This is a genomic window from Sphingobacterium sp. 1.A.4 (assembly GCF_002734245.1).
Classification (GTDB): domain Bacteria; phylum Bacteroidota; class Bacteroidia; order Sphingobacteriales; family Sphingobacteriaceae; genus Sphingobacterium; species Sphingobacterium tenebrionis.
Window position 1 is genome coordinate 24,269 of the sequence record NZ_PEAZ01000034.1, and the last position, 13,025, is coordinate 37,293.

Below are 13,025 nucleotides of genomic sequence, written 5' to 3' on the forward strand. Positions count from 1 at the left end.
AAAAAAGCAGAAAAGCTCCGCTCAAACTAAAAAGCCAGTTGATATCTGTTTTCCTATATTTTTCTCTTAACATAATGAACATCAGCAACAAGAAGATGACAAATAATGTTATAGGTGCAAATATAGCCCATTTATGGGGAAAAAAGAGGGAGACCTTATCGAGTAAATTAGCATCTTTGCTGAAGCTGAAAGCGATTCCAAGGAGGAGAACAATTAAGATAAATCTTAGAATAGCCTTGGCAACAATTTTGCTTATGGTATGATTTTTGGATGTTTTGTTCATCAAAATTTCAAACGTTATTTTGCTACGAATATACATTTAATATACTATTTTAAACTTTGTAATATGCACAAACGTATTTTTTCATTTTTAACCCTGTTAACCTGTGTGTTAATCTTGGGTAGTTGTGGAGCCCAGAAAAAGGGTGGTACAGGCGCCGGCACTGAAGTATCAGGACAAGGACCTACAGCATCGCAATGGCGTTCAGGAGTAAAAGGAAAATGGGTTTTAAATTCCGTTACTCGGGAGAACATTCCAAGTTCTTATACCATTAAGAACATTTTTGATGAGGCACCAGTAGATTGTTTCATTGGATCGATCTGGGATTTGCCAGGAGGAAACCAACGCGGAACCATCACGTTCAATGCGGAAGGTAATCTTTGTGCCAATGGTGCGGTTCGTACCATCGTTTGGTCTATCTTCAACCCAGGCAAAACAGGTGGACAACCATCTTTCCAATTCAAGAAATTGTATGCCGGAGATAAGGCTGCCAACGTAACAAGTGGATACCGTTTGGATCTATCCTATGCCGATGAAAATGGTTTGGAAATGCGTATGCCGATTCCATTGGACAATGGACAAGGTACCTTATTATTTAAATTTAGTCGCGTGGCGAACTAAGTTTTCCTAAAATATTTGAAAAAGCCGCGGAGAAATCTGCGGCTTTATTTTTTATATATCAATCGTTTGCTGTTTATTTGCAATATATTTGTCGGATATTAACAGTAGAATGAGTCAAGAGAATCAAAAAGTAGCGCTGATTACCGGTATTACTGGTCAGGATGGTGCTTATTTAGCTGAGTTTTTACTAAAAAAAGGTTATATCGTTCATGGGTTGAAAAGAAGAAGTTCTTCTTTCAATACCGATCGGATTGACCATCTATACCAGGACCCACATCAATTGGGTCGTAATTTCGTGCTTCATTATGGCGATCTGACCGATTCTACCAACCTGATCCGCATTATTCAAGAAACCAGACCACACGAAATCTATAACCTGGCCGCACAATCGCATGTTAAGGTTAGTTTCGACACCCCAGAATATACAGCTAACGCTGATGGCTTGGGGACCCTTCGGATTTTAGAGGCGGTTCGTTTGCTGGGAATGGTTGAACACTGTCGGATCTATCAAGCATCTACTTCTGAACTATATGGCTTGGTGCAACAGGTGCCGCAGAGTGAGACAACGCCATTCTATCCGCGTAGCCCTTATGCAGTAGCCAAACTATATGGCTACTGGATTACGGTCAACTATCGCGAGGCTTATAACATGTATGCTTGTAATGGTATATTATTCAACCATGAAAGCCCTGTACGTGGGGAAACCTTTGTGACCCGAAAAATCACAAGAGCAGCTGCGAAGATCGTTTTAGGCTTGCAGGATAAATTATTCCTTGGAAACCTTTCTGCGCAACGCGATTGGGGACATGCGAAAGATTATGTGGAAGCTATGTGGCTTATCCTTCAGCAGGAAATTGCGGAAGACTTTGTCATTGCTACTGGTATCACTACCACGGTAAGGGAATTTGTGCGGATGGCCTTTGCAGAGCTGGGTGTAGAAGTGGAATTTTCTGGAAAAGCAGAAGCGGAAAAAGGTGTTATCATCGATCGCAACGACGAGAAATTGAAAGCATTGGGCCTAGACCCAGAAAAAATAAAATTAGGTCAGACCGTTGTCAAGGTAGATGCTCGATATTACCGACCAACGGAAGTAGATTTATTGATCGGCGATCCTACAAAAGCTAATCAAAAATTAGGATGGAAACCCAAATACAGCTTGGAAATGCTGGTAAATGAGATGGTCCTATCTGATCTTAAGCTCATGCAAAAGGAGGAATACCTTAAAGCAGGCGGCTTTGATACCCTAAATTATTTTGAGTAACAGCATTTGGAACAATATTTGCTTTCAAACTTTATTATTTATTAGGAATCATTTTTGCATTTATGTTTGTCCTGTATAGGATCCACATAAATATCAGCGTTAATTAATATGAAAACTGAGGAACATAAAGTAAACAGCCAGAATTCGGTTGATGATCCCGTTGGAAAGAGAGATAATTCAAAGGTTTACTTTTTTATTATTGCTATTGCAGCTTTGCTAGCTACAAACATATATTTTTACGTAAAGTTTAAATCCTCAGGAGAAAAGCTTTATACAGTAACCCTTCAAAAAGAGAATCTACAAACGGAGATAGACCGCATCGAAGCGGAATTGGACAACCTGAAGGCTCAAGATTTTGAGAGCAGTGAGGCTTTGATCAATGCAGAGAAAACTGCCCGCATTAAAATTGAGGAATTACGTACGGCATTGGAAAAAGGCGAAGTAACGGATGTTCAGGTGGAACGCGCGAAACAGGATGTTGCACGATTGAAAGATCAGGTATCCAAAATGAAGGATGAAGTTACTGGGCTCAAGATAAAAAATGAATTATTAGCAGAATCCAACCTGCAATTGAAGGAGGAATCTGAAATTAATAAAACAAGGGCAAATACCCTTAGCACCGAAAAGAGACAGCTAACGGACAAGATCTCCAAAGCTTCTAACCTAAAGGTTTCCAACATTCATATTGCGGGAGTGGAAATGAAGAAGAGTGGTGATGTGGAATTGGAAACGAAAGCAAAACGTATCGATAAGATGCATATCAACTTTACCATTGCGGATAATCCATTGGCCGAAACGGGTAAAAAAGATATCTATGTACGTATCATCAATCCAAAAGGAAATTTGATTGCTGATTCTGAAGATCTTTTCTATGTACATGGTGAGAAATTGCAATATACTTTCAAACAGGCGATCAATTTTTCGAATAATGGCCAAGAATATCAAATGGCTTGGTCTGATCAGGACCATAAATTTGAAAAAGGCGCTTATACCATTTTGCTGTATGCAGACAACTCCATCATGGGGCGCTCTTCCATTGTATTCAAATAATTAAATAGGATATATAAAAAAAGGGGAACATGTTATCATGTTCCCCTTTTTTTATAGGCTGATCCCTTATAAGGCCTTTATCCAATTGGCGATATCTTTCATCAGCTCCGGATCTAAACTGATAGGGATCTCTGAATATTCTCCGATTCCACCGGTTTTAGCGGGTTGCATCAAATGGTTCAGGTTGGGGTACAACTTTATTTCATTCTTCGGTTGCTTTGCCAGATTATCGGTTAAACTTTCCAAGTTCTCGGTGGAGGTGACTTGAACATCTTTTCCTCCATATGCTGCAAAAACAGGAACCTTAATCTTTCGGATAAATGTGGTAGGATTTATCTTTAGGAAATACCTGTACCATGGTGTAATGAGCACGGCAATCTGATCAGCAAAATCAGCTTCTTGGCTACCTGGGATAACTTTCATGTTAGTCATAATAGCTTCAAAAGCCTTCTCTGTGGATAGATTACTTTTAGAAATCTCATAATTCCGTTTGATCATCGCCAATTGTTTGGGATCGATCGTTGTACCACTATTTTTGGCCAAGGCTTCGTTCTGGAGGATCATCAAGGAATCGATACGAATAGCTGGACCAGCTAAGGAAACAATATAATCCAAACCGGCAATTCGTTGTCCTGCCAATAAAAAGGCAATAAGTCCGCCTTCGCTATGACCGATAATGCCCACTTTTTTAGGGTCTACATTCGATTGGGTTCTTAGGTATTTGATGGCCGCCAAGGCATCTTTCCCTAAATCTGCAGAGGTAGCAGTTTTAAAATCCCCCTCCGATTTGCCAACCCCTCGTTCATCGTATCGCAATACCACTATTCCCTGCTTGGTCAAATAATCTGCCAATACCTTGAAGGGTTCATGCCCATACATGGCCGAATTCCTATCAAGTGGTCCTGAACCATTGACCAAAACTACCGCTGGATACCTTCCTTCCCCTTTCGGTTTGGTGATGGTGCCAGCAAATTTGATCTTCTCGGCTGTATTGGAAAAATGGACATCCAAGGTGTCGTAACTATAAGGTGGGTTTACTTTTTGCGATCGCACCTTAGGAAAATCCGTAACAATTGTTGCGGGATCTTTTTTAAGCATCCGCATAGGCGCTTTCAAACCACCCTGTTGGATAATACCATCAATAGCCTGTTTGTCGGGACTTAGCCTACCGGAATACTTGAGGCCGATCATTTTCATTTCAATAAAAATAGAATCTGCACTCGCTTTGATGCTCGATAAAGGTGCCTTTTGTTTCGACTGTTTCGGACTTTGCATGGTACCCTTCCATTCGCCATCATATTTCAGTTCAAAAACCAAGGGGAGTTCCATGCCCTGAATTTCCAAACTTCCCTCCCAAGTGCCTTCAAACGATTGGCCAAAACTTAAGCTGCATCCGAACAGCGTAAATAGTATAAATAAATATTTCTTCATTTTTAATTGATATAAGGTCGTGTGATCCATAATAACGCATCCAATAAAAGAGTCATCAGTATAATGATGATTCCATGATATCCCTTTTTGCTATTCATGGCAATTTTCATACCCTGAACCAACAAAAAGAAAAAGCACAATATAAAAACCAAGGCCAGTATCGCAGCAAACGATAACCATACCAATTGATTTAACATCCCTTCATCGGGTTTGATAGTTCCATTTACCATCGAAGGAATAATTGCTTGCGTTGTTTCTTTTAACATGGGATTAAAAAGAGCAAGCGCTATACATACTAGATTGGCCTGCGCAATTAACACCACGGTTAATACGTCGATAAACCTTGATTTGGCATATATTAGCCGTGCAAGGAAAAACATCAGCAGGCTGAGGGAAGCTGTATTGATCAAATTATTGATGAGAACTTTCCAAAACTCCTTATATGTTGCCATATGCATCTGAATGATTCCATCGGAAATAAATTCCCATTGATAGCCTAAAAAGCATAATATTAGAAAGGAGCAACTGCCAAGAATCAGCAAAAAATTGCTGGTATTGTTTTCAAATGGGTAAAATATTTTTGATATCAAATTGGTTTTCATTTTCCTTAATCTTGAAGTAATTTAATTTTGTCAATGAGTTCATCCAGTTTGTTCCGAACAGTAGGATAACTCTTCCCCATTTTATTGGCCATTTCTTTAAGGCTTCCAGAGTCGAGCAAGAACTGCATGATAAAATCCTGTTCATCAGGTTCCAGTTTGAGGAACAGGGGCAATCCAAATTTTCCAGCTACTTCGGTATGGCAGGATTCGCAATGAAGCTTTACAACGGTCATTTCATGGTTACATGCGGGGCAATGCAGTGGAAATTTCATTTTTTCACATTTAATTTTAATAAAATTAAAAATTGATTTAATAAAATTCAAATTTAATTGAATATTATTTTGTTTTTAAAACATTAAACGATGCATAATATTCAATTATGTATATTTGCTCAATTTTAATTTGATTATGAGAAAAGTATTAGGATATATCCTAACCCCTATATTTTATTTGTCATTTGCACTTTCATTATTGATATTCCATCCCATTCAATGGTTATGTTTAAAATTGGGTGGTTATAGTGCTCATAAAAAAAGTGTTGATATCCTGAATGGTCTGTTGGTGGCCTGTAATTATACTTTATTCAACAGAACAGAATTTATCGACAATAAAAACCTGCCTACAGGTAGACCTGTCATTTTTATTGCGAACCACCAAAGTACCTACGATATACCACCTTTGATTTTCTTTTTGAGAAGATTTCATGGCAAATTCATCAGCAAATTGGAACTGATGACGGCCAATATCCCCAGCATCTCTTTTAACCTAAAACATGGAGGAGCCGCAAACATCGACCGTAAGGATCCCAAACAATCTATTGCGGAGATATTAAAGCTTGCTAATAACATGAAACAACATAACTGGTCGGCATTTATATTTCCGGAGGGTACCAGAACGAAAACGGGTAAAATGAAAGCTTTCTCGGTGGGAGGAATAGCCACCTTGTTAAAGAAAAACCCAGATGCCTTGGTGGTACCTATTGCGATCAACGGATCCTATAAAATGGTCCAGTGGGGTTCATTTCCATTACGCCCGTTCACCCATATGACTTGGGAAGTACTCGATCCTATCCCTACGGAAGGATTAAGCTTGGAAGAAGTGGTGAAAAAGGCAGAAGAGGCAATCCGGGCAAAAGTAAAAGAAGAAAATTAAGTGTTTCCTAGTCGGTCGAGTCTATTTAACCGTTCGGCCTTTCCAATCGTATTTTCCGATATTCCCCATGATTCCGATGTAAACGAGGTATAAAGGGTGTATAACGGTAAGCAAAGGTAGGTTGACCAATAATTCTTTCCGCCTCATAAAAGCTAAAACAGGGTAAAGAAAAGCCAGTTCGCACAAAAATTTAAAGATGAGGGAAACAAGCACCAATGTTTGGGCATCTTTATCCAAGACCAACACGGAGAGCAGGCTACCCAAGAAAACAAGATTAAAGATCCAAATACATACGCCTAAAACCACCACTTTTTTATCCTTATATTTTGTACTCTTAGATGCCCAACGGCGTCGCTGGCTCAGGAATGCTTTGAGATTCTCCTTCGCATCCGTATAGACGACTGCCTCTCTAGATTTACAGAATCCGATCCAAGCCGAATGGTTCTCGGCTACCTTATGAAGCAATAGTTCATCATCGCCTGAAGCCAGGTCATCAATACCTTTAAACCCTCCCATTTCAAAGAATAAAGATTTTCTATACGCCAGGTTAGCCCCATTACAGGTAGTTGGATTCTCATTTCCAATTCCCGAAGCCCCTAAGCCTATCAGATACAGAAACTCCAATGTTTGTAATTTTTCGAAATAGGATTTTTCTTCATGATAAGATACGGGGGAGGAAACCATCTGTTTTTGGTTCAATACCATGTAGGAGATGATGGTCCTGACCCATTTAGGGCCCATTTGACAGTCGGCATCTGTGGTAATGATGATATCACCTTCAGAAGCAATGATCGCCTTATTGATGGCAAATTTCTTGTAGGAATTCAATTTGCTGCCTTCATTTAGGGTGATCAGTTTGACACCTCGTGTAGCATAGGATTGAACGATCAGTCCGGTTTTATCGGTAGAGTGATCATCAATGACAATAACTTCCAGTAATTCTTTTGGATAATCTTGAGCCATGATGGCATCCAAGGTCTTTCCTATATTCTGCTCTTCATTTCGCGCGGCAATAATAATGGAGACCTTTTCGTTCGGAAAATGCTCCTCGCTTTGAAAATATGGAATCCGCATCCAACCATTTCGCATGTATAGGACAAGGACCACATAAACGATGGTCATGATGAACAAATAGAAACTAAGACTTAGAATCACCGATATAATTCACGTTTAATACAAAAAAAGAACCAATAATAGCCGGAAAGATCAAATTGACGAACCAGACAAAGGACACAATAGCCATGACTGCAATTTCTTGGGTCGTAATATAGGCATATAAATTACTAGCCACAAAACTGCGGACACTAAAGTCGAAAATATCCAAGGTAGGCAAGGCCGATTGAATGAAGAACATAATAAAAATCATCAATACCATGGAAACCACTGGTAGTTCAGGTAGAATGATCAACATCAGGATAATATATTGGGAAGTAAAGATGGCAAACCTGCAGGTGGAAAGCCATAACACATAGGCCAATTCTTTCGTGGAATAATCCTCCAATACGGCGAAAAAGGGCTTGATTTTCTTTAGAAATTTGATTTTTCCAACCAGGTAATCGATCCAGGAGACATTGAAGTAAAGGACGACGAATGCCAGGGCATAGATGATGGCCAATATCCAGATTCCAAAGTCGACCGAAGTTGGGGTGTCTATGAATTTAGTGACGAACCAAGCAATACTCAGGGCACCAAATACCGAAGTAAGCACCAATTGACCGAACAAGCCTACCCCCATAGAGACAGCTGCTTTTGCTCGATGTTCGGGCTTTAGGACCATGATTCTACCGCCATACTCCCCTATTCTATTAGGTGTAAAAATAGCCCAGGTCAATCCGCAAAAGACGGACTTTGTAGCCTTCCATAAGGATAATTCTTCAATTTTACGAGCGAGGAATTTCCATTTTACGACTTCCAAAAACCAGTTCAGGAACATTAACAAGAAAACTACTGCAATAATGAACCACATGGTGGTATGATCAATATTCTGGATCAGTTTCTTGAAGGCAATAAGGTTATTTTGGTTACTGACTTTAGAAAAGACGAACCACATGGCCAAAGCCACGATGCCGACTTTAATGAGAATATTGAGATATTTTTTTTGAATCTTTGTCAACTCCGTTATGAAAGCACAATTTTAACAATTTTTTAATTAATAACGGTTTTTAATGTGCAATGATTGACAAAATCGTAATATTGTAGCATGCAAAAGGAAAAAGCGAAGGAAAGGATTATTTTAGGTATCGACCCTGGAACGGTAGTTCTGGGTTATGGTATTGTAAAAGAAGTGAACAAAAAGATTTCCCTGATCACCCTCGGCGTGATCAAGATGGGGCATCTGGATGATCATGCCCTAAAGCTTCAGCGGATTTTCAAAAAGACTTCTGCATTGATTGAACAGTATCAACCCGACTGCGTTGCCTTGGAGGCCCCATTTTACGGAAAGAATATCCAAGTGATGCTTAAGCTAGGTCGGGCACAGGGCGTGGCGATGGCTGCGGCACTGCAATCGGATATTCCCATCTTTGAATATTCCCCTCGGAAGATTAAACAGTCAGTTACCGGGAATGGAAATGCCAGTAAGGAGCAAGTGGCTGCTATGCTGCAGAATTTATTGGGGTTCAAAGAAACTCCTGAATTTTTGGATGCCACTGACGGCCTTGCCGTAGCGGTATGTCATTCATTCCAACAAAACGATACTCAAACCGGTAAATCCTATTCAGGTTGGGAGGCCTTTGTCAAGGACAATCAGAAAAGAGTAAAGTAAAAAATGATGTCTTTTCTTCAGAACCGCTGAGCCAGTTTGCTATAGTTGGACTTGGCGGATGACGTTTTTCACATTCATTTCGATGATGTCGGTCATGGATTCGCAATGGAAATAATTTTCATTATCATAATATTTGGCATATTGTACCTTTAATCGTTCGATATTCTCTGGCGTGGAAAGTTGTTGGGTTTTGGATGCATCCCGCAAATCTTTGATTCGATGTCTTTCACTACGGACCCGATGTACAATGGAGGATCGCTCTTCTTGTTGGTATTGGAGTACTGTTTTATCATTGAGATGTTCCATAGACAGCTTTACATAAGGAAAGTTCTCTTTGAAGAACTGTGGCATATATACCTTGATATTACCTTCGTAAAACTGCTGATCAAAGTCAATGGCCCGAATCCGGAATTGGAAATCATCAAAATCAGGGGTAATCTGCATCACAAAGTTATATGCCCTCATATCGCCTAACATGGAAATCACGCATCGTTCATTAAATTTCACAAATTCCTTGGCAATCCTGGTCTGGTTATAATCTGGTGAAAACATCCGACCTTTACTAAAGGTATCACCTGGTATCCCGACGATATGCTCCTCCACTAGGGTATCCCGATCATACAGGTAATTCACCTGATTGGGGGAAAGGATCTCTTCCAATTCCAATCCATATATTCTGGAAGCATCGGCTTGCTTGATATAGAAGTAATCATACACATCGTTCAACCGGTTGACGATCTTGATTCGAAAAGGATGGGTATTGCCAAAGGCGCAGAATTCGATTTTTTCGATTACTTTATGCTGTACGATACGGGTATTTCCCGAAGCTTTCAATTGTGCATAAACAATCTTCAGTTGATCATACAATTGGTCCTGTACATGTGGTGGGTAAAGCGGGATTTCCCAAAGGGTATCATCCCCATTTTTATCGATAGAAGGAATCGTTTCATGAAAATTCAATAGATCGCGATAGGCCAGAGGTAATTTCCCATCCCTTTGATAGGCTTTTAGGTATTTTAATAAGCCGGGGCCAACTGGAAAAATCGGCTTCTTCCTCGAAATCTTTACATCATCCTCTTTCATATCCATTAATTTATCAGCTTTTCGAATGTACAAAATATTAAGTAATTATAACTCCAATAGTCAAATGCAAATATGTTAATTAAATTACCAAAATATTATTAATCGATTATTAAAATACCAATAAATGTTGTTATTTTTGAAAAAATATAAAATACTCAGGTTTTTGAGGTTGGATTTTAAATGGAAGAAGCTTCTCGGGCGAGAAGCTTCAACGCTAACCAATTATAAACCTATGTTATTTTGAGGGAAGGAACATGATATTTTCAATGAATTACCATGTTTGTTGAATCAAATTTAATATTTAATCGAAAAAAATTGAAAATTATTTGATTTTTTTCGATATTTTTAAAAATAAACTATTTTAATAACAAATAAATACCATTTTTATGGAGAAAAACTATTCAAATTACGATTTAGACAACCTGGATGTTCAAATTTTATCCATTTTAATGGAAGATGCTTCGATTCCATACACTGAAATTGCAAAAAAACTGATAGTTTCCGGAGGAACCATCCATGTTAGGATGAAAAAAATGGAAGAATTAGGCATAATTAGTGGATCGAACCTAATTATCAACCCTCAAAAGGTCGGATTTGACATCACCGCCTTCTTAGGTATCTATTTAGAGAAAGGTTCGCAGTATGCAGATGCTGTGGAACAGCTAAAACAGGTTAAAGAAGTTGTGGAATTGCACTATTGTACGGGTCAGTACAGTGCATTCGCTAAAATAGTTTGCCGCGACACCTCTCATTTGAGAAAAGTTTTGAACGAGGATATCCAAGGCTTAAAGGGAATCCAACGTACAGAGACGATCATCTCGCTTGAAGAAAGCATTAAAAGACAGATCACTTTATAATAGAAGCGTATTCCAAAGGAGACGCTACATGTGAAAAAGAAAAGCGGGATATGAATTATATTCCGCTTTTCATATTTTCTAATAGGGCGATATAAAATCGGATCCCTTCATCAATTTCTTTCAGATAAATAAATTCATCGGCCGAATGGGATCTTGCTGAGTCTCCTGGTCCTACTTTTACAGAAGGAATCGGCAGTAATGCCTGATCGCTCATAGTCGGGCTGCCATAGGTCTTTTTCCCTAAAGCTAGTCCAGCTTTTACTATAGGGTGGTCCATGGGGATAGAAGATGGATTTAACCGCGTAGAACGCGCCTGAACTACACTCTTTATGTTATCTTTAATAATCTGAAGTACTTCTTCATTATTATAAACATCGGTGGTGCGCACATCCACCACAAACTTACAACTTGCCGGAACTACATTATGTTGTGAGCCTGCTTCGATCATGGTGACACTCATTTTCACCGGCCCTAAGGATGCAGACTTCTTAGGGAATTCATACGTCTGAAACCAATGTATATCTTCCAATGCTTGATAGATGGCATTTACTCCCTCGTTCCTTGCAGCATGGCCAGCTTCGCCAATTGCTTCACAGTCGAGTACCATCAATCCTTTTTCGGCAATAGCCAAATCCAATAGGGTTGGTTCGCCTACAATGGCAAAATCACATGGTTTTAGGTATTTATAAGCCTCTTCTACCCCACCCTTACCAGACACCTCCTCTTCGGCCGAAGCTAAGAGACAGAGGTTGAAAGGAAGGCCCTGGAGTTCATTGAAATACCGGAATGCGGCAATCAAAGAAACTAAACATCCTCCTGCATCATTGCTTCCTAATCCAAAAAGTTTACCATCCTCTATCTGCGGGAGAAAGGGATCCTTGGTATAGGCAGGATTTGGTTTTACGGTATCATGGTGCGAATTGAGTAAAATGGTCGGCTTGGAGTCCTCAAAATACTTATTGTATGCAATCACATTACTACCTACGCGTTCGGAAGGTATCTCCGCATTGATTAAAAATTGGGTTATGATGTCTGCGGTTTCGGCTTCCTCCCTGCTATAGGAGGTTGTCCGGATCAATTGCTGTAAGAGATCAGTACTTTCTGCAATCAGTAAATCTACATCAGTCATTATATAATCCTCCTGCTTTTTTAGCTGATAATTTAATGCCTTTGATAAAGGCTGAGCTGAAGCCGTTATGCTCCATTTCATTCAACCCGGCAATGGTACAACCTTTTGGTGAAGTAACTTTATCGATTTCGCTTTCAGGATGGCTTCCCATTTGAAGTAAGAGATCAGCAGCTCCCTTGGCCGTCTGTATGGCCATTTTAAGGGCATCATGCGCATGGAAACCAATCTCTACCCCTCCTTGGCTGGCGGCTCGGATACCTCTCAGAAAAAAGGCAATCCCACAGGCACACAAGGCTGTGGCCGAGGTCATCAGATCTTCGTTGATTACCACGACAGACCCTACGGATTCAAACATTTTCGAAACCTCATCGATCTTTTCTTGGTCTGCTTGATCTGTGGAGATACAGGTCATGGATTGTCCAATGGCAATAGCCGTATTGGGCATGGCCCGAATGACGACCTTATCTTGTCCTAATACCTCTTTGATATCTGCACAGGATACACCTGATGCAACCGAAATTATGGTCTGATCGGCTCTTAGTGTAGGCGCAATCTCATCCATCACTTTTCGGATCTGTTGAGGAAGAATAGCCAATACGATATAGTCAGCATCAGAAATAGCTTCGGGGTTCTGGTCACTTACGTTAAACCCATCTTTCTTTTCCTCTTCTAAAGAGGAAAGGTTGCGGCGTGTAATCGTAATAGATGAGGCATCGCAATAAGCTGCCTTTACCAAGCCTCTAGCTAAGGATAATCCTATGTTTCCTCCGCCAATAATCGTAATTCTATTCATGT

14 protein-coding genes are annotated in these 13,025 nt (G+C 39.8%); 6 read left to right on the forward strand and 8 right to left on the reverse strand.

All coding sequences use genetic code 11. From position 1 onward, the window contains the following. The first annotated feature begins 346 nt into the window (after positions 1-346). From CRJ00_RS03180 to CRJ00_RS03190, 3 genes are all read left to right on the forward strand, one after another. Positions 347-901: a hypothetical protein gene (locus CRJ00_RS03180; protein ID WP_099365442.1), complete on the forward strand. Its 555-nt coding sequence runs from the start codon at positions 347-349 to the stop codon at positions 899-901. A 109-nt stretch (positions 902-1,010) separates the two neighbouring features. Beyond that, on the forward strand, positions 1,011-2,162 hold the full coding sequence (gene gmd / locus CRJ00_RS03185; RefSeq protein ID WP_099365443.1) for a GDP-mannose 4,6-dehydratase: 1,152 nt from the start codon (positions 1,011-1,013) through the stop codon (positions 2,160-2,162). A gap of 108 nt (positions 2,163-2,270) precedes the next feature. Then, on the forward strand, positions 2,271-3,212 hold the full coding sequence (locus CRJ00_RS03190) for a hypothetical protein (RefSeq protein ID WP_099365444.1): 942 nt from the start codon (positions 2,271-2,273) through the stop codon (positions 3,210-3,212). Between the two features lie 66 nt (positions 3,213-3,278). Here the strand turns inward: CRJ00_RS03190 and CRJ00_RS03195 are convergent, their stop codons facing one another. From CRJ00_RS03195 to CRJ00_RS03205, 3 genes are read right to left on the reverse strand one after another with little or no spacing between them, the layout of a single operon-like run. Then, positions 3,279-4,643: an alpha/beta hydrolase family protein gene (locus tag CRJ00_RS03195; RefSeq protein ID WP_180268409.1), complete on the reverse strand. Its 1,365-nt coding sequence runs from the start codon at positions 4,641-4,643 to the stop codon at positions 3,279-3,281. 2 nt (positions 4,644-4,645) lie between these two features. Further along, positions 4,646-5,245, reverse strand: coding sequence for a hypothetical protein (locus CRJ00_RS03200; protein ID WP_099365446.1), 600 nt, complete (start codon positions 5,243-5,245; stop codon positions 4,646-4,648). Between the two features lie 5 nt (positions 5,246-5,250). Next, a complete protein-coding gene (locus CRJ00_RS03205; protein WP_099365447.1) occupies positions 5,251-5,517 on the reverse strand; it encodes a DUF2089 family protein in 267 nt (88 codons plus the stop codon). A gap of 136 nt (positions 5,518-5,653) precedes the next feature. Between CRJ00_RS03205 and CRJ00_RS03210 the strand changes: the two genes are divergently transcribed. Then, positions 5,654-6,397, forward strand: coding sequence for a lysophospholipid acyltransferase family protein (locus CRJ00_RS03210; protein ID WP_099365448.1), 744 nt, complete (start codon positions 5,654-5,656; stop codon positions 6,395-6,397). A gap of 21 nt (positions 6,398-6,418) precedes the next feature. On the opposite strand, the gene CRJ00_RS03215 is transcribed toward CRJ00_RS03210, so the two are convergent. Both CRJ00_RS03215 and CRJ00_RS03220 read right to left on the reverse strand, forming a co-directional pair. After that, a complete protein-coding gene (locus CRJ00_RS03215; RefSeq protein ID WP_099365449.1) occupies positions 6,419-7,519 on the reverse strand; it encodes a glycosyltransferase family 2 protein in 1,101 nt (366 codons plus the stop codon). Positions 7,520-7,535: 16 nt separating this feature from the next. Next, on the reverse strand, positions 7,536-8,510 hold the full coding sequence (locus CRJ00_RS03220; protein ID WP_099365450.1) for a lysylphosphatidylglycerol synthase domain-containing protein: 975 nt from the start codon (positions 8,508-8,510) through the stop codon (positions 7,536-7,538). Between the two features lie 87 nt (positions 8,511-8,597). Here CRJ00_RS03220 and ruvC point away from each other — a divergent pair, with 87 nt between their 5' ends. After that, positions 8,598-9,161, forward strand: coding sequence for a crossover junction endodeoxyribonuclease RuvC (gene ruvC, locus CRJ00_RS03225; protein WP_099365451.1), 564 nt, complete (start codon positions 8,598-8,600; stop codon positions 9,159-9,161). 39 nt (positions 9,162-9,200) lie between these two features. On the opposite strand, the gene CRJ00_RS03230 is transcribed toward ruvC, so the two are convergent. Continuing rightward, the gene (locus CRJ00_RS03230) at positions 9,201-10,250 is read right to left on the reverse strand and encodes a hypothetical protein (protein WP_245153270.1); all 1,050 of its coding nucleotides are present in this window, start codon (positions 10,248-10,250) and stop codon (positions 9,201-9,203) included. A 380-nt stretch (positions 10,251-10,630) separates the two neighbouring features. Here CRJ00_RS03230 and CRJ00_RS03235 point away from each other — a divergent pair, with 380 nt between their 5' ends. Next, the gene (locus CRJ00_RS03235; RefSeq protein WP_099365452.1) at positions 10,631-11,101 is read left to right on the forward strand and encodes an Lrp/AsnC ligand binding domain-containing protein; all 471 of its coding nucleotides are present in this window, start codon (positions 10,631-10,633) and stop codon (positions 11,099-11,101) included. Positions 11,102-11,156: 55 nt separating this feature from the next. Here the strand turns inward: CRJ00_RS03235 and CRJ00_RS03240 are convergent, their stop codons facing one another. Further along, on the reverse strand, positions 11,157-12,230 hold the full coding sequence (locus CRJ00_RS03240; protein WP_099365453.1) for a M20 family metallo-hydrolase: 1,074 nt from the start codon (positions 12,228-12,230) through the stop codon (positions 11,157-11,159). After that, positions 12,223-13,023, reverse strand: coding sequence for a pyrroline-5-carboxylate reductase (proC, locus tag CRJ00_RS03245; protein ID WP_099365454.1), 801 nt, complete (start codon positions 13,021-13,023; stop codon positions 12,223-12,225). The genes CRJ00_RS03240 and proC overlap by 8 nt, the downstream gene beginning before the upstream one ends. Positions 13,024-13,025: the final 2 nt, after the last annotated feature.